Source organism: Hydrococcus rivularis NIES-593 (assembly GCF_001904635.1).
GTDB classification, from domain to species: Bacteria; Cyanobacteriota; Cyanobacteriia; order Cyanobacteriales; family Microcystaceae; genus Hydrococcus; species Hydrococcus rivularis.
On sequence record NZ_MRCB01000016.1, the window covers coordinates 53,150 to 70,559 of the forward strand.

Here is a 17,410-nt window from a genome sequence, read left to right on the forward strand (position 1 = left end):
AGAATTTCATGCTCTGGAAACGCAGCTTTCGATTAGTCGCGCTACTCCTGGGATTATGGTTGGGCTTGGATTTAGCATGCAGCCTGGGGGCAGAAATTTTTTGGTTTGGGGAAGTCGATTATCTGCCAGTTTATTTACTCAGGCTGATAACCAAAAGCGTATTATGGATAGCCGTATTTGGCGTAACGGCTAGCTACCTGCTAGTCAACCTTTCCCTAGCACAACGGCTCAAGTATTCAAACCCACCGATGAGCGATTTCCAAAGGGATCGCGCCAAACAACAGCAGCGGGAATGGGAGAAATATTCCTCCCGAAAAACGCGCCACACCCAAAAACCTATAAGGTTATACTGGCTGCTTCCCCTGTTGCTCAGTTTTGGGATGCTAATTGGGTTAATGTTGCTTCACTATGGTCGAATTGTTTTCAGTTACTGGTATCCCGATCCTCAACTGGCGCATGTCACCGCGATCGTTCCCGCCCGACTTCGACCCGAAACTATTTGGCAGCTTGGGAACCAATTAAGTTCTCAGGGTTGGTATCTCGTAGCGATCGCGGGGTTGGCGATCGCCATACTTATCTATCCTCGTTTCTTGCTCTATGCGATCGCGGTGGTACTGAGTCTACTGCTGGGATCGATCTTATCCGAACATTGGGATAAAGTCTTGCAATATTTTCGCCCGACACCTTTTGGGGCTAGCGAGGCTGTCTTTGGTAAAGACATCAGCTTTTATGTATTTACTTTGCCCGTATGGGAATTGCTCGAACTTTGGCTAACGGGATTAACGTTGTATGGGTTCGTTGCCGTCCTCTTGGTTTATCTATTATCGGGAGATAGTCTCAGTCAAGGGCGCTTTCCTGGGTTTTCAAAGGAGCAACAACGCCATCTATACGGAGTGGGCGGCTGTTTGATGCTAGTCATTGCCTTCGGCTTTTGGCTCAGTCGCTACGAATTGCTCTATTCAGCGCGAGGCGTATCCTATGGCGCTAGCTATACCGACGTGACGGCACAACTGCCAGCCAATACGCTCCTGAGTATTCTAGCGCTAGCGATCGCACTTAACCAGCTTTGGTACGCGCTCTTTTCTGTGCGAGGGGCTTCTAGCCGCAGGTTAATCTTCCACGAACTGGGGATTTACCTAGTACTGGCGATCGTCATTGGCGCAGCCCTACCCACTGCCGTGCAATATTTGGTTGTCCAACCCAACGAATTAGAACGAGAGCAACCCTATATCGAGCGCACCATTGCCCTGACCCGACAAGCCTTCGCTCTCAACAATATCGATGCCCAAAGTTTCGATCCCCAAGGACAACTCACCCAAGCGGATCTAAAAGCCAACGACCTAACGATCCGCAATATTCGCCTTTGGGATCAGCGACCGCTTCTAGAAACCAACCGACAACTACAACAAATCCGCCTCTACTACCGTTTCCCAGATGCCGATATCGATCGCTATAGCTTTGCTAGCGAGAAACCAGAGAACAAAAAGACCGAACAGCGACAGGTTCTGATCGCCGCACGGGAACTAGACTATAGCGCCGTGCCCCAGCAGGCTCAAACCTGGGTAAACCGTCACCTCATCTATACCCACGGTTATGGCTTTACCCTCTCTCCGGTGAATACGGTCGCTCCTGGCGGGTTGCCCGAATATTTTGTTAAGGATATCGGCGTAGGCGAGCAGGGTTCGCTGACGGTTTCTAGCGAGGCAGTGCGCGACGCAATTCCGATTGGCAAACCTCGAATTTACTACGGTCAGATTACTAACAACTATGTAATGACCGGAACCAGCGTCAGAGAGCTAGACTATCCCAGCGGCAGCGAAAATGTCTACAATACTTACGACGGTCGCGGTGGAATTAACATTGGCTCTCTATGGCGGAGATTGCTGTTTGCCAAATATCTAAATGACTGGCGAATGGTGGTTACACCCGAATTTCGACCGGAAACGAAAGTTTTGTTCCGGCGCAATATCAACCAACGCATTCGCGCGATCGCGCCTTTTCTTCGGTACGATCGCGACCCTTATTTAGTCGCCGCCGATCCGCAGCAGCCAAAAACCGAACCGCAAAGCTATCTTTATTGGATCGTCGATGCCTATACGACCAGCGATCGCTACCCCTATTCCGATCCTGTCAGCGAAGGCATCAACTACATTCGCAACTCGGTCAAAGTAGTCATCGATGCCTACCATGGTTCCGTTGACTTCTACATTGCCGATTCCAGCGATCCGATTATTACCACCTGGTCGAAGATTTTCCCCAATCTGTTCAAACCGCTCGATGCCATGCCAGCTAGCCTCCGCCGCCACATTCGCTATCCCGTCGATTTCTTCAAGATTCAATCTGAGGAATTGATGACCTACCACATGACCGATCCCCAGGTTTTCTACAACCGGGAGGATCAGTGGCAGATTCCCACTGAAGTCTACGGCGATAAACCTCAGTTGGTCGAGCCATATTACTTAATTACCAGTTTGCCAACCGTTCCTTTTGAAGAATTTATTTTGCTTCTCCCCTATACCCCCCGGCAACGAACGAATTTAATTGCTTGGCTGGCAGCGCGTTCCGATGGCGAAAACTACGGTAGATTATTGCTGTACATCTTTCCCAAGCAGCGGCTAGTTTATGGACCAGAACAAATCGAGGCTCGGATTAACCAAGATCCAGTCATTTCCCAACAAATTTCCCTCTGGAATCGCCAAGGGTCTAGAACCATTCAGGGCAACCTTTTGATAATTCCGATCGAGCAATCCCTGCTGTATGTAGAACCGCTCTATCTGGAAGCCACTCAGAATAGCTTACCAACGCTAGTCAGGGTAATCGTCGCCTACGAAAACCGCATCGTCATGGCACAAACCCTCGAACAGTCGTTACAAGCGATTTTTGAGGAAGAAGAAACCCCAGAGCCGATTATCCGTCCGGTAGAGGAGCCAGCACAGGGGAGTCCGCCTACGCTCCCATAAGGAGCTAATACCATCGCCCTCACCCCCAACTCCTCTCCCTATTTGGGAGAGGGGAGAAGAATGTCGATCGCGAAAACCTGAAAATTGGTATAATCTATGAGTTATCGGCGATCGCTCGATTGATTTTGCGCCATGCTCTAGATAGAGGCAAATAAATACTTTTGTTACAAACTAGCAGCTAAAAATATGTCTAGTCGGCCAGAATCTTAAAACGATCTTTTCTCACCCCTAGAGGAAAACAATCCCAATATCGGACCGAGAATTGCCCCGAAAACGAAACCGCCCGCGTGCGCCCAATAGGCAATTCCGCCACCTTCCATGCCGATGTTAGCAGGTGCTTGTAAGCTGGCAACGCCATAGAGAGCTTGCTGCACAAACCAAAAACCGAGAAAGAACACGGCGGGAATTCTAAGGGTAGTCAGAAAGAAACCTAGCGGAACCAGCGTTAGGATTTGCGCTTTAGGAAATCGGATAATATATGCTCCCAGAACTCCCGCGATCGCGCCGCTAGCACCGATGGCAGGAACGCCCGATTGCATCGAGAAAAACCATTGAGTTAGAGCCGCTAACACGCCGCACGTCAGATAAAAAATAAAATATTTAATGCGACCGAGCTGGTCTTCAATATTATTGCCAAATACCCACAAAAACAACATATTGCCAGCAATATGTAAAAAACCGCCGTGCAGAAACTGGGAGGTCACTAGCGTTAGCGATTGCGAGACAATCCGATCTGGATCGCCGCTACTCAAGCTTGCTGTTAATTCTTTTGGGACAACACCGTAAGTATAGAAAAACTGCTCTAGTTGTTGGGGAGATAAACTGAGTTCGTGCAAAAACACAAAAACATTGATGCCAATCAATGTATAGGTGAGATAGGGAGTAATTCTAGTCGGATTATTGTCGTGCAGGGGAACCACGATGATTTTTCCTCTCGATTAAAAGTTGTCAAAAAAATAATTTGAAAGAAATTAGCACGTTCCAGCTTTTATGAAGGAGCGTGTCGCCACTTATCCAGAACATCTTTAAACAATACTTCCTCTAGCCAAATCTTAGCGACTACCGTCAGCGGTAGCGCCATCAACAGACCCAAAACTCCGAAAAAGCTAGCAAAGATGATTTGAGCGGTTAGGGTAATGGCAGGTAAGAGCGACACTTGTTTTGCCATAATTGCAGGCGTTAACCAATAACTTTCAAGATTTTGAATGACGATATAGACAATTAAAACAGCAACGGCTTTCCAGGGAGAATCGAGTAGCGCGATCGCGATGGGAAACACGGCACTCAAGGTAGGACCGATATTAGGAATCAAATCGAGCAATCCGGCTAAAATTGCGTGAGCGAGGGCAAGCGGCACTTGTAAAATCCACAAACTCATCCCGCTCATTAAGGCAACAAAACCCATTTGCATTAAAATCCCAATCGTCCAATTCCCTAAAGCGACTTCGCAATGAGAAATAATTTCGTTAGCTCGCTGGCGATAGAACGAGGGAAATAACCGGATAAATAAGTTCCGGTATGGCTGGGGATTTATTAGTAACATAAGGCTTAAAACGAGAACTAGGACTAGCTGCAAAATAACGTTAACCGACGCCGAAAAAAAGTCAAAAGTTTGCGCCAATAATTGAGTCACATAGGGCTGAAGCTGTTGTATTATCGTGCTGAGATCGGGGAGGTTGCGAAAATCTTGTTCGGCTAAGCGAGCTTGTAACCACTGAATTCCTGCCTGAATTTGTACAAAAACTTGTGGTAGCAATTCGAGCAGTTGTTGAATCTGTTCGACAAAAGCTGGCACGATTAGCCATAAAAAAATAATCAAAAGTACGAATAAGATGGCAAGGCTCAAAAATATGGCTACGGCGCGCCGTTTAACCCATCGCTGGAGTTGTTTCACTAGCTGATTGATGGCAATTGCTAATACCACGGCTGTAAAAAAAAGCAGCAGCAATTGCCGCATTTCCCAAAGGATATAGAGCGAGAGAATTAAAGCTATTAAGCCAAGCGATCGACCTAAATTCACAGTTTTATGACAAATAAGCTAACTACCAATGTCTAGCAGTGGTTTTCGAGCTTAAAATAAATACCCATGCTTTCAATATCGGCGACAATGATGACGGGAAAATGACAGCAACGGGCGAAAATCAGCTACCTAGAAGTCACAATTTAGAAAGATCGAGGCAATAGCCTCACCTCCCCTTGCGTTTAGGATAGAAGGGACAAACAGACCAGATCGTCCTTCCTCGGTAGGATTCTACAGCGATCGAAAGTCCATTTTGTCATTCCCAGTAGAGTAGAACGTAACGAAGAATCTCTGTTTAAAGTTGGTATGCTCAGATGTTTCGCTTCGCTACCGCTACGCTCGACATGCTATCCTTTTGGGACAACCTGTAAAGAAGACCCGATAGGAATTTTAGTCGTCGATTTTAATCGAGTTGAGCTTTGAGCCTAGAACTAAAGTTCTAGGCATTGGTGCTTTAAATCTGAAGCAGCGATAGAACATCTAGGGGCAAGCTCTATTGAGAGAAGTTAAAATTCGTGAAATTAAGGAAATTTGACACTCCCGCCTAACTGAAGCTAATCTCGAAGGTGCCGATTTAACTGGTGCTAATCTACAAGGAGCTAATTTAACCAAGGCTTTTGTGACTAATGCAACCTTTGAGAACGCGAATCTTAACCGAGTTAACTTCACCGAAGCCATAGTTTATGATGTTGACGTGAAGGGAGCTTCGATGGAGCAACTCAATTTGATGAATGCTGAGATTTATAATACCAATATCGGCGTTGGTGGAGAATAGGTTTAGCAGGAGGAATCGTGAGCGATCGCGTGCCAGTCGAAATTTTTCCCGGTGAAGTTTTTGCTAATACTACCGATTTTGATACCGGTATCCGCCAACTCATTCCTTATTATGATGAAATGTTAGCTACGATCGCTCGCTGCATACCCGTTAGTGCCGAACGAGTTCTAGAATTGGGCTGCGGAACGGGTGAATTGAGCGTCAAGCTGCTGCAAAACTGTCCCCAGGCAACTGTAATCGCCCTCGATTACTCTCCTCGCATGCTTGAATATGCTCGTGGCAAAATCGAGGCGACTGGCTATGGAAAGCGCTGGCGGGGAATCGTAATGGATTTTGGCGCTTGGACGGCAGGCGAAACGGCACAAGGGATTGGGAGTGGGTTTGATGCCTGCGCTTCCTCTTTAGCCATTCACCATCTCGTCAATCCAATGAAATTAAAACTTTTCGAGCGGATTCGAGCCAGTCTCAATCCGGGCGGGAGTTTCTGGAATGCAGACCCCGTGGCGATCGAGTCCCCCGCACTATCAGACGTTTACCAGAGCGTCAGGGAAGCGTGGGCGAGCGATTGCGGAACGACGCTGGCACAGGTGCGCACCAAGATGGGTCAGAGCAATCCCTACGGCTATTCTAGTCAAGACCAATTGGCGACATTGGAAGAGCATTGGCAAATGTTGAAAGCGGCAGGGTTTGAGTCGGTGTCGGTGCCCTGGAAATATTTCGGATTGGCTGTTTTCGGCGGTTTTGTTCCAAAATCTGATTGAGTGACCAAACTCCAATCGCCCTCACCCCAACCCCTATCCCAGAGCGGGAGAGAGGCTTTCAAGCTAAGACTTTGGACTGAAGTCCCTTCTCCTCTTGTGGGAGAAGGGATTTAGGGATGAGGGAACAAAGATTTGTCAGTCAACCAGCATCCTTCGCTATTGCTCTCCAATGACAGGTAATATCTCTGACTGCAACTTAGTATATGTTTTCCAAAAATTTGTAAGGACGGGTTGGAAAACCCGTCTCTACAGTTTTATGTTTATTAGACCTCCTAATTGCAATCAAAAAATCTAATTTAAATTCACGAACAAGGGAAAATTATCCCATTCCCCTTTTCCCTCGATCCTTTCCCCGACTTCTGTAAGAAGTCTATCTTTCTACATCGGTTACTCGCCAACTCAGCTTGAGGTTAAACCAGAAATTCCAAACCGTAACGATCGCGATCGCCATTAAATTTGCCACGTAGCGATCGATCCCAAAAACATTAAAAAATAAATTTAACAGTAAAACATTAAGAATTAATCCAGCCAAACAGATAATATTAAATTTAATTAACCGTTTTAATCGCTGACGCTTTCCCGGTTGTCGGCGAGAAATATCGCCAAACGTCCAGAAATCATTCCAGAGAAAATTATTAATAATTGCCAACTCTGAGGCAATAATTTTGCTGCGCGTGAGAGGCAAGGCAAGCATACTAGGATCGCTGAGCAAGTACAGCACTCCCATATCCACAAATACGCCGCTAAACCCGACAACTCCAAAGCGGAAAAATCGCTCGACAGGCCACAAGGAGAAGCGCAACCTCAGCAGGTGTTGGATATACTCGACATATTGTTTCCAAGTCACTTTGCTTTCCCCAGCGACGCGCTCCCGAAACACGTAACCCGCTTCGGCAATCCAGCGGATTTTTCCACGAGCAGCAACTTCAATGAGAATTTTATAACCTACCGGACTCAGCTGTTTGCCAATGATGGCGCTGCGACGTACCATAAAGTAGCCGCTCATAGGATCGGACAGGCGACCGATAACTTCGGGTAAAATAACTAATCCCAGCATCTGCGCGCCGCGAGACAAAAACCGCCGCACAGCACTCCATTCGCTCACCCCGCCACCCTCGACGTGGCGACTGGCAACTGCCAAATCTGCGCCGTGTCCCATTTCTTGCAGCAGTTGCAACAACACCTCTGGCGGATGCTGCAAGTCGGCATCGATTACCCCAAGAATTTTTCCCCTTGCGACTTGCCAACCGCGCACGACTGCGGTGGAAAGTCCTCGTTCGGTTTGTCGGCGCATGACTCGCAGTTGGGGATAGTAGGGAAGCAACTCTAGCGCGATTTTCCAGGTTAGATCGGGACTATCGTCATCGACGACGATTAATTCGTACTGTCCCGGAAGGTAGTCATCTAGGAGTTGGGTCAAAATTTGGACGATGCTGGCAATATTTTGACTTTCTTTAAAGGTGGGAAGAACAAGGGAAAACTCAATAGGCTCCTGTTCGGCGCTATCGACAAGATAAGGTCTTTCGGGGATTTGTAAAGCTCCAGAGGGAACGGGTAAAAGAGAATCATTCATTAGTAATTAAAAATAATCTTGACAAAATAGGGGTTATTAGCGAGGATTTCGTTCATAGAGACTGAGATTAAAACGATCTAGCTCCCAAGTTCCAAAAAGCTGTTGAGTTTTTTTGAGCTGAAATTGACCGTCTAGGACTTGTCGAAGTTGTTTTTTTTCTTCTGTGGTACTCGATTCTCCCCAAACGGGTCTAGCGCTGTCTAACCAAAGAATCCGTTGATAGCGATCGCGATCGGGGGCAAGAGTTTTTTGTAGTACTGGGGCAAGTTCGTCGGATGGTCGAGCGAGCAGCATTACTGAAGAAGTAGGTGGCAGGTAATAGGCTAGGCGCAGCACGTGACCCCAGGCAGTAGAATTCATGACAATTAAAGTTGTCGCTTTTTGGTTCTGTTCAATTATGTCTGCTATTTGGTGAAACATCCAGCGATTTCTGAGGCTAAAGTCGCTGGCACTAATACTCAAATACAATAGCAGCAAGGCGATCGCGGCTAGTTTTCGCCATTTTCGGGCGGCTTTCTCGATCCAAACCGTTAATAAGAATAAACAACCAGGAAGAATAAAAATAACCGATCGCCCCCAACCAAAGCCAAGGGTAAACTTTCCCGTCGCAACGTCCATCCCCAGCATTAATAACAGAGGAACGATGCCTAGCATCAAAGCAATTCCTAATATTTGACGCTGCTGGCGCTGCCAAAGATCTAGGCTACAAGCAAACAAGATTGCGATCGCGCCTATCCCCGCGATTGTGGCTAGGGTAGGAGGTAAAATACTCACCCAATCTCCTAAAATTAGGTGAGTTCCTAGAGTTCTAGCAAAATCCTGTAGGTGTTGCGGGGTCGTTTCTAGCCAGCCGCTAGCTGTCTCAAATCTTTCTAAATCTGCATTGCGTAACTGCTGTCGCGTTCCCCACCACACCCAAGGAATATTAATGAGAACGCCCCCTACAAAACATAATGTGTATTGCCACCATTGCCGTCTGTCTAACAACAGCACTAAGGCAGCTAGCACGATTAACAGGCAAGCAAAGTAATAAAAAGTCATTAAGCCAGCCGCGATCGCGCCGATTAAAATTACACTCCAGAACCATTTGGACTTCAAGATTTTTGATTCTGTTTGCGGGGATCGATTTGGGTTATTGAGGTAAATTAATTCAAATAATGCCCACGTCGTTAAAATTACCCAAAAAACGAGCGAACCATACATCCGTACGTTCAAGGAATGGAATAGATAATAAGGATTTAATCCCAAAAGTGCTGCCAAGAGAAGCCCCCCGCGATATCCTAACAGACAGCGACCCAAACCATAAGCGCTACCGATTGCCCCAATACTAAAGGTGGCGACTAAACTTCGCATGGCAGCTTCTGAATTGCCAAACAATCGCAGCCACAGATGTTGTCCGATAAAAAATAAAGGTGGATGGGGTTCTTTTACTAAACCCTTGAGCAGTTTTTCTCCTGTTGCTAAAATGTCGCCGAGTCCTTTTTCGGATGGCAGATTCAGTGCCCCAAGGTATTGAGCCAAGACGACTGGCGTATCGTCGGGATGTTTGTATAAACCTTTTTGTCCTGTAGAAAGAAGCAAGGATAAAACTTCGTCATACCAGAATTCGCGGCTTCCTAGATTAATAATTCTGATGATAACGGCAATGGCGATCGCAACTAATAAGAGTAACTCTACAGAAAAGTGTTTTAGGATTTTAGGCATAGGCAAGCCTCATCTCGTCATGCGATGAAAGGATTTTGGATTTTGGATTTTGGATTGGTTAGTAGGGGCGGGTTTTTTGCAGTAAGTGTTGGTAAATCTCTAGGATTTTTAGATAAACTCGCCCGTACAGTGGATAGTAGTTAATTGTCTCTCCAGTCTCCCCTTCTCCCCGCACCTCCCACACTTCCGGTTCTCCCCCTCTCCCATTTAGAGAGATTTAATACATCACTAACCTTATGACACAAGCACCAAAGAAGGGTTCGTTTGCAGTCTTGTCTAGAATAGTTAGATTTTCTCCTCATTCGCCAGTTCCACGCTATTTAGTTGAAGGAGGAATTCTTCTACTTTTAGCTTTAGCAACTGCGATCGTCAACTGGAAGATGATTCGCGATGGCATCAATGGCATGGCAGATTTAAAATGGCATATTCCCTGGCTGCAACATTTTTCTAAACAACTTGCCGAAGGGATTTGGTATCCTCGCTGGCTAGCAGGCACTAACTACGGGTATGGCAGCCCCACATTTGTCTTCTATGCGCCCCTAGTTTACTACATTGGTTCGTTGCTTAAATTCAGCGGCTTCAATACTGAAAATACGATTATTGCTTTATTTTCTTTGGCAATTTTTTTATCGGGTTTAAATTGTTATTACTATCGAAGATTTGAGGCAATAGCCAAAGAGCCTTCAACTATTAGGATACAAACTTATTATTATCCTGCTTGGCATTTATATTTAAATCAAAAATCTCATCCAATTGCAATGGCTAACGATGGAACGATGGAACTGAAATTAGAGCCAGGTTCTCATGAAGTAGAATTGCGCTATCAATGGACTCCTGCGTTTATTGCAGGCATGATTTTAAGTTTTTTGAGTGCTACGGCCTTAGTTTTTTTATGGATTAAAAGTTCAACAATTCAAATCGATAACATGAGGGTTGAATGAGTATTCATCATAAATTGTAGTGCGGGCATTCTGCCCGCAAGCGATCGATCTTGCTAGAGACTGAGAACCCTAATGATCGTTCCCTGTTTGGGAATATTCCCAGAATTGAGAGTAAGTTTGTTGCTATTAATTTTGCTGATATTCATCCCCTCGACTAGCTTTAAAAATTCATCTACAGGAACTAAATCACAGGCGTTTTTATCGGCAGCAGCCGTCAGATATTGCGTGGGAATCATAATTTTAGGGTTGAGGGATTCCATTGCCTGCTTAGCTTCTTGGGGATTGTAAGCCTTGGGACCGCCACCAACGGGAATGAGAGCGAGATCGGGATTGCCCATGAGAATTCGCTGTTCTATCTCAATGGGAGCCGCTGCACCGCCCAAATGTAGAATCCTAATACCGCCTTGATTCCAACGCCAAGCTACGTTGTTCCCAAAACGCCGTCCCCCCTCGCGATCGTGAGCGATGCTAATTCCTTGAAACCTGATGCCGCCAATCTCGTAAACACCTGGTTCGTAGAGTACTTTAGGATTTCCCGGCAATCCTTCAGCCGCCCCTTCATCCCAAAGCAGGCTGCTGACGAGAACCAGATCGGCTTGGACTTTGGGAGGGCGATAGCCAGCCGTACAGCCGATCGCGCGAAAGGGATTGACTAAAATCCGCCTCCCGCCTCCGGTAAATAAAAAACACGTATGTCCTAAGTATTGTACCGTAAGCGAACCGCCGCTTTGAGCTTGTGCGCGATCGCTCCCCCACCCCGAAACCCAAGCGGAACTGCTTGCTGCCAGTAAACTTGCTCCAGCGTAACGGATTAACTGTCGCCGTCTCATGGAAATTTATCCCTCTGTTGCTAGTTGTTAGTTAGAAGATCGCATCTTGCATCTTATCAGTAACAAATACTTAATCTAGCGATTTGAGGAAATTTCGCAACAGTTGTTTGCCCGATTTGGTCAAAATACTTTCTGGATGGAATTGAACGCCTTGAATGTGGGGATAGTTTCGGTGGCGGAGTCCCATAACCGTTCCATCTTCAACCCACGCTGTAATTTCTAGCACCTCTGGCATCGTTTCGCGATCGACGACTAAACTGTGATAGCGAGTAGCCTGAAACGGATTGTCTAATCCTTGAAAAACGCCGACGTTTTGATGGTGAATCTCTGACGTTTTGCCGTGCATTAAAACGGGTGCCGGAACGATTTTTCCTCCAAAGACTTGACCGATGCTTTGGTGTCCCAAGCAAACGCCTAATATTGGTACGGTTGCGCCGAGTTGTTCGATTACCGCTAGGGAAATTCCTGCATCCTTGGGATAGCCTGGACCTGGAGAGATGACGATCCCGTCGGGTTGAAGCTGACGTATGGTCTCGATATCAATGCGATCGTTGCGATAAACCTGAATATCTGAAGCGACTGGCAGTTCTTCGCCCAGTTCTCCCAAATATTGTACTAAGTTGTAGGTAAAACTATCGTAGTTATCAATAACAAGAATCAATGCCGATCTGCCTTTCTGTTTTTACTTAGAACTTTTACTTAGAACGTGCCGAGCTGGAAAATTAGGCTAAATAGCGGTGGCAGTAGGATAAAACTGGCTACTAACAAAGCCGCCAGAGCAGAAATGAGAACCGCGCCAGCCGCGCAGTCTTTAGCAATTTTAGCAAGCTCGTGATACGATTGACCGACCGTCAGATCGACGACGGATTCGAGAGCGGTGTTTAATAGTTCTAGTACCATTACCAAGGCGCTGGTTAAAGTCACGATCGCCATTTCTACTGGTGTAATCCTCAAAATCAGCCCCAGACTTATAGCTATCGTCGCGATCGCAGCATGAATGCGAAAGTTACGCTGAGTGACAAAGGCGTAGCTAACTCCTGCCCAAGCGTATCGAAAGCTAATCAGAAGATTCGGGGCAACTTGCCAAGCGAGTTCTCGCAGCGAAGAAGTTTTTAAGTTATAGCCACCCAAAGGAGATTTAATCATTTGCTTCTCCTTAATGGGAGCGGGAAAATAGATCGAGTCAAGTGCTTTGGCATTGGTCGATTGAGTCATTTGTAAATTATTTGCTTTCATAGAGATCGTTCGTTTTCAAACGATAAGATTTTCTTTAGATTTTGTTCTATTAAAATTATTAGCTTATCAGCACTAAGACAAAATCCCGATTATTTTCAATAGCGTTTGCTGCTGGGAGAGCATGTTGGCAAGACTATCTTCATCAGGATGATCCCAACCCAATAGATGGAGAAACCCATGAGAGGCTAACCAGGCAAGTTCTACACTTAGGGAATGTCCTTGTTGCTGTGCCTGTCGTTCGGCAGTTTCGATTGAAATAATAATATCTCCAAGGTATAAAGGCTCTAATTCGGAAAATTCTGCTGGCAGTTTAGGAAAGTTTACCTCTAAACTCGCAAATGCCAATACATCTGTAGGTCGATCTTGCTGGCGATACTGAGCATTGAGCGTCTGGATTTCTGCATCTGTGGTTAGACGAAGCGATAGTTCGTAGGTGTCTGCTTCTGGGAGTTCGGGACGCATGATTTCTAACCAAGTTTGAAACCAATTCGTCCAGGTGTCTGGGGAAATCGGGCAAGCTGTGGACGATTGCTCGAAAAAAACATCCTGCAAATTTACGTCAACTGCTACAGGGGATTTGAGAGAAGATGCCATATCAGTTATCAGTTATCAGTAGAGGCGGGTTAATTGTAAAAACGAGCGCCTTGTTGCATAACCCACCGACTAAACCCGCCCGTACAGTTATCAGTAGTAAAGATTAACTAAATTACTGACACTGTAAAGAGGAGATTAGCGAGTTAAGTAGGACATGCCGATCACAAAGGCTAGTAAACCGACGGTAGTCAGGAAAAAGTGTTTCAATGAAATTCCTTTTTTGCGTACCATGTTACGCATAGCGAGTTTGACGTAACTGGGTTCTGGTTCGGTTTGAGCTGTTTTGAGAGTTGGTGCTTCTGACGTTTGAGTAGATGTGGAGGAATCACTCATAGGATTTTGGATTTCAGAAAGTTACTAGAGTTATTAGTGCGATCGCTGCATTTAATGTAACAGTTTATTGCTAAAAATCAAGCAAGTCGATGATAAATTAAGTACGAAGTCAGTCGAGGCGATCGCACCTCAAGCAATCTCTTTTTTTATAGTATTCCCAGTTTGTCTATATTTGTTTCTTTCTTAGGATAGGTAGTTTTTAGGTTGCCCTACTTTATACCCTATCGTGCCCTAATGCGGTGAGAGCATCTCGAACGCGAACGGGATGCTCGCACACAGATAGATATAGACTACTCCACAATTAGCTTTGTTGCGCTCTCTAAAACTTAGAGAGAAACTATGGAATCTTGGCTATGTCAGCCATGCATTGGAAAATTATTTTGCATCTACACAACATTGAAGATAATATTTCGATATTGGTTTTTACTGCAAGCTGACAAACAAATACTTTTATCTCCTCTCGTAGAAGCTCCCATTCTTATCGATCGAGCTTACTTGAGTAGTTCTTTTATTTTAAAAAAACACTTTGCCTTGCTCCAGATTGACATTCAATTCCAACTAAACCGTCAAAAGAAGCGAGAAATTGTCTAAATCATGTTGATGAGTCAAGAAAAATCTATCTGTTGGCTACATATTTTTTCTATTGTTGGGATAGGGTTAATTTTAACTACCCCAATAGTCATTAATGGTTGCCTCCTTGCCCACGATCTCCAACATCATTTAATCTATGTTAAATCTTTTTCAGAACAATTTTGGAAGGGAGATTTTTATCCTCGTTGGCTTCAAAATCTGAATGCTGGTTTAGGAAGTCCAACTTTTTTCTTTTATGCACCTATTCCTTATTACTTCACCAGTTTATTTTACTCTCTATTTACTCATAACCAATCAAGTTGTAATGAGCTTGGGTTATCCAGTTCGCTTGCTCTGATAGCTTCTGGACTAACTGCTTACTTTTGGCTTAAAGAAATTACCCCTAAAAACTCTGCACTGATTGCTTCAATTCTTTATATGGCTTGGCCATACCATTTAGCTGTCGATCTTTATCGGCGCTTTGCTTTTGCAGAATATTGGTCTTTTGTGTGGCTACCTTTAATCTTGTACTTTAGTAGAAAAATAGTTAGAGGTTCGAGAATTAATATTATTGGATTAGCACTCAGCTTTTCTTTACTAGCTCTGACTCATCTTCCAAGTTTTATAATTTTCTTTCCTGTTCCAATTGGATATGCGTTATTACTAGCGAATCGAAATCAATGGAAAATAGTCATCTCACGTTTAGTTTTAGCAGTAATCATTATGGTTGGTCTGTCTGCAATTTATTGGTTGCCAGCAATGACGACTCAAGAATCGATTTCGATGGATGCTATCTTAACCAGGGAGTTTGATTACGAAAATAACTTTCTCTTTACAGGTCCCAAATTTGCTCACAAGAGAATTGTTTGGCAATATTTGGAAATCTTAACGGTGCTTACTGGAGGATTAGCTTTTAGTGCTTGGAAAATTTCTGGTCAAGGTTTGGAAGTAACTTCTAGACGTGAGAGTAATTATTGGATGGTTATCGCGATGATTGCTCTTTTTATGACGCTTCCCTTAAGTAAATTTGTATGGGATGCATTACCAGCAGTACAAAGAATTCAGTTCCCTTGGCGTTTTAATACTGTTTTGACAGTTGCTATTGTTGGACTTTTAGCATTAGCTATTTCTCGGTTAAAAATCAGCTCTAACTCTTTCAACACAAAGACATTATTTTTATCAATAGTTTATCTGACAGCTATCATTTTTATACTAATGATTATCCAGATGCTTCCTCTTCAGAAACAAATTGTTTTTTGGGGGAGTAGAAATACAGTACTAGCTATCTCTTTAATTGCCTTTTTCTTACTAGGAATTTCTTATATTCAAACTCCCATTAATTTTTCCAAGCACAAATTTTTAGTGGTTGGATTGGTACTAATGATAAGCCTATTTTTGGCTAGTGTTTTCCATTATCGCGACCATATATTTGTTGATAGACTAGATGATAGCTCTGTCTCTAAAATTTTAGAGGTTAGTAAGGCTGCTAACGAACATCGTCCTCGATGGGTTCCAAAGGATATATTTAATGAGAAAGACCTTAGCAGATTAGGTGAAAATTTTTCTAAAATACACATCGATGCGGGACAGGCAGACTTTTTAATCGAGAAATGGCAACCCAGGAATATTGTTTTGCAAGTCAATGCGATAACAGCTACTCGCTTAACTGTCGGTCAATTCTACTATCCAGGATGGACTGCCAGACTCAAAGAGCGATCGCAGATTCTTCCCGTACATTTTTCAAAATTAGGTTTATTACAAATCTCGGTACCTGCCGGAAAGCATCAGGTTTCAGTAACTTTAGATGCGGGAGTAGAGGAACGTGTTGGTCAAATAATCAGTGCTATTTCAGCTACGATAGCTCTATTTTTATCCGTTGCCTTTTTTCTCCCTTTTGAGTTTAGCTGCCTCAGAAATAGATAAATTGCTCATAAAGTCATCATAACTATGTTTATGAGCAATTTGAGAAAGGATTAGCTAAAATTTTCGGGACTATTGTTCAATTCCTAGCGTAGATTGGCGCAAATAGGCTTCGATAAAAGGATCGAGTTCCCCATCCATAACAGCATTCACATTGTTAGTTTCTACATTGGTTCGCAGATCTTTGACCATTTGATAGGGATGGAAGACATAGTTGCGAATTTGGTTGCCCCAGGCGGCTTCTACCATATCGCCTCGGATTTCTGCGATTTCTTTTGCCCGCTGTTCTTGAAGGATTACCAACAATTTCGCCTTGAGAAGGGCGAGGGCTTTTTCTTTATTTTGGAGTTGAGATCGCTCTTGGGTACAGCGAACGGCGATCCCCGTGGGGATGTGGACGATGCGAACGGCAGTTTCTACCTTATTAACGTTTTGTCCGCCCTTCCCGCCAGCACGAGAAGTGGTGATTTCCAGATCTTTTTCGGGGATCTCTACTTTAACCGCTTCCTCCCCTAAAATTGGCATCACTTCCACGCCGGCAAAGCTGGTTTGTCGCTTGCCGTTGGCATTGAAAGGGGAAATACGAACCAGTCGGTGAGTGCCTTTTTCGCCTTTGAGGTAGCCGTAGGCGTAGCGTCCCTCAAATTCGAGGGTGGCGGACTTGATCCCCGCTTCATCGCCTTCAGAAATGTCACTCACGCGGACTTTATAACCTTGTTTTTCTCCCCAACGGGTATACATGCGCAGCAACATTTCTGCCCAATCCTGGGCATCCGTTCCACCAGCCCCGGCATTAATAGTTAGGATGGCTCCTTTTGCGTCATATTCACCCGATAAAAGCTGCTGTAGTTCCCAACGATCGAGTTCTTGTTGGAGGTGAATGAGATTGTTTTTGGCTTCTGTTGCGAGGGTTTCGTCGGCTTCTAATTCTAGTAGTTCGGCAATGGCTTTGGTATCTTCTAGTTGAGTTTGCCATTGTTGGTATTGCTCTAAGCTGGATTTGAGATCGTTGAGTTCCTGAAGCGTTGTTTGTGCTTTCTCTTGACTATCCCAGAAATCCGGTTGAGCGGCCAATTGTTCTAAATCTTGGATCTTAGCTTTGAGTGCGCGAAGGTCAAAGATAGTCCTGGGTTTTCCCCAGGCGCGAACCGACGGTTTCTATTTCTCGTTTGAGTTCTGATATTTCCATACTC

16 protein-coding genes and 1 pseudogene are annotated in these 17,410 nt (G+C 44.8%); 6 read left to right on the forward strand and 11 right to left on the reverse strand.

The annotated features are described in order from the left end of the window. The first annotated feature begins 8 nt into the window (after positions 1 to 8). Positions 9 to 2,960, forward strand: coding sequence for a UPF0182 family protein (locus NIES593_RS13950; RefSeq protein ID WP_073600164.1), 2,952 nt, complete (start codon positions 9 to 11; stop codon positions 2,958 to 2,960). A 206-nt stretch (positions 2,961 to 3,166) separates the two neighbouring features. Here the strand turns inward: NIES593_RS13950 and NIES593_RS13955 are convergent, their stop codons facing one another. After that, positions 3,167 to 3,880 (reverse strand): rhomboid family intramembrane serine protease, encoded by a 714-nt coding sequence (locus NIES593_RS13955; protein ID WP_073600165.1) that lies wholly within the window; start codon positions 3,878 to 3,880, stop codon positions 3,167 to 3,169. Positions 3,881 to 3,948: 68 nt separating this feature from the next. Next, a complete protein-coding gene (locus NIES593_RS13960; protein WP_073600166.1) occupies positions 3,949 to 4,980 on the reverse strand; it encodes an AI-2E family transporter in 1,032 nt (343 codons plus the stop codon). 538 nt (positions 4,981 to 5,518) lie between these two features. Here NIES593_RS13960 and NIES593_RS13965 point away from each other — a divergent pair. Beyond that, positions 5,519 to 5,755 (forward strand): annotated as a pseudogene (locus tag NIES593_RS13965) (pentapeptide repeat-containing protein); the annotation flags it as partial. 17 nt (positions 5,756 to 5,772) lie between these two features. Then, complete coding sequence (locus NIES593_RS13970) at positions 5,773 to 6,516, forward strand: class I SAM-dependent methyltransferase (RefSeq protein ID WP_083602448.1); 744 nt, start codon at positions 5,773 to 5,775, stop codon at positions 6,514 to 6,516. 370 nt (positions 6,517 to 6,886) lie between these two features. On the opposite strand, the gene NIES593_RS13975 is transcribed toward NIES593_RS13970, so the two are convergent. Genes NIES593_RS13975 through NIES593_RS25235 form a run of 3 tightly spaced genes read right to left on the reverse strand, consistent with a single transcriptional unit; the run spans position 6,887 to position 9,977 of the window. Further along, complete coding sequence (locus NIES593_RS13975; protein WP_073600167.1) at positions 6,887 to 8,089, reverse strand: glycosyltransferase; 1,203 nt, start codon at positions 8,087 to 8,089, stop codon at positions 6,887 to 6,889. Positions 8,090 to 8,125: 36 nt separating this feature from the next. Then, the gene (locus NIES593_RS13980; protein ID WP_073600168.1) at positions 8,126 to 9,793 is read right to left on the reverse strand and encodes a glycosyltransferase family 39 protein; all 1,668 of its coding nucleotides are present in this window, start codon (positions 9,791 to 9,793) and stop codon (positions 8,126 to 8,128) included. A 58-nt stretch (positions 9,794 to 9,851) separates the two neighbouring features. Next, positions 9,852 to 9,977: a hypothetical protein gene (locus NIES593_RS25235; RefSeq protein WP_281250744.1), complete on the reverse strand. Its 126-nt coding sequence runs from the start codon at positions 9,975 to 9,977 to the stop codon at positions 9,852 to 9,854. Between the two features lie 52 nt (positions 9,978 to 10,029). Here NIES593_RS25235 and NIES593_RS13985 point away from each other — a divergent pair, with 52 nt between their 5' ends. Continuing rightward, positions 10,030 to 10,734: a hypothetical protein gene (locus tag NIES593_RS13985; RefSeq protein WP_073600169.1), complete on the forward strand. Its 705-nt coding sequence runs from the start codon at positions 10,030 to 10,032 to the stop codon at positions 10,732 to 10,734. Between the two features lie 53 nt (positions 10,735 to 10,787). On the opposite strand, the gene NIES593_RS13990 is transcribed toward NIES593_RS13985, so the two are convergent. The 5 genes from NIES593_RS13990 to NIES593_RS14010 form a co-directional block, all read right to left on the reverse strand. After that, positions 10,788 to 11,564 carry an MBL fold metallo-hydrolase gene (locus tag NIES593_RS13990; RefSeq protein WP_073600170.1) on the reverse strand — a complete coding sequence of 259 codons (777 nt, stop codon included), beginning with the start codon at positions 11,562 to 11,564 and terminating at the stop codon, positions 10,788 to 10,790. Between the two features lie 70 nt (positions 11,565 to 11,634). Then, entirely contained in the window at positions 11,635 to 12,225 is a 591-nt protein-coding gene (locus tag NIES593_RS13995; RefSeq protein ID WP_073600171.1) for an anthranilate synthase component II, read from the reverse strand. A 38-nt stretch (positions 12,226 to 12,263) separates the two neighbouring features. Then, on the reverse strand, positions 12,264 to 12,800 hold the full coding sequence (locus tag NIES593_RS14000; RefSeq protein ID WP_139253709.1) for a diacylglycerol kinase: 537 nt from the start codon (positions 12,798 to 12,800) through the stop codon (positions 12,264 to 12,266). Between the two features lie 72 nt (positions 12,801 to 12,872). Then, positions 12,873 to 13,394, reverse strand: coding sequence for an rRNA maturation RNase YbeY (ybeY, locus tag NIES593_RS14005; protein WP_073600172.1), 522 nt, complete (start codon positions 13,392 to 13,394; stop codon positions 12,873 to 12,875). 135 nt (positions 13,395 to 13,529) lie between these two features. Continuing rightward, the gene (locus NIES593_RS14010; RefSeq protein WP_073600173.1) at positions 13,530 to 13,727 is read right to left on the reverse strand and encodes a DUF3285 domain-containing protein; all 198 of its coding nucleotides are present in this window, start codon (positions 13,725 to 13,727) and stop codon (positions 13,530 to 13,532) included. Between the two features lie 339 nt (positions 13,728 to 14,066). Between NIES593_RS14010 and NIES593_RS14015 the strand changes: the two genes are divergently transcribed. Next, a complete protein-coding gene (locus NIES593_RS14015; protein WP_073600174.1) occupies positions 14,067 to 14,318 on the forward strand; it encodes a hypothetical protein in 252 nt (83 codons plus the stop codon). Between the two features lie 9 nt (positions 14,319 to 14,327). After that, positions 14,328 to 16,220, forward strand: coding sequence for a glycosyltransferase family protein (locus tag NIES593_RS14020; RefSeq protein ID WP_175561137.1), 1,893 nt, complete (start codon positions 14,328 to 14,330; stop codon positions 16,218 to 16,220). 69 nt (positions 16,221 to 16,289) lie between these two features. Here NIES593_RS14020 and prfB read toward each other — a convergent pair. After that, a protein-coding gene (gene prfB, locus NIES593_RS14025; RefSeq protein ID WP_139253710.1) for a peptide chain release factor 2 occupies positions 16,290 to 17,406 on the reverse strand; the annotation gives its coding sequence in 2 pieces (ribosomal slippage) (positions 16,290 to 17,333 and positions 17,335 to 17,406; 1,116 coding nt in all). Between the last annotated feature and the right edge of the window lie 4 nt (positions 17,407 to 17,410).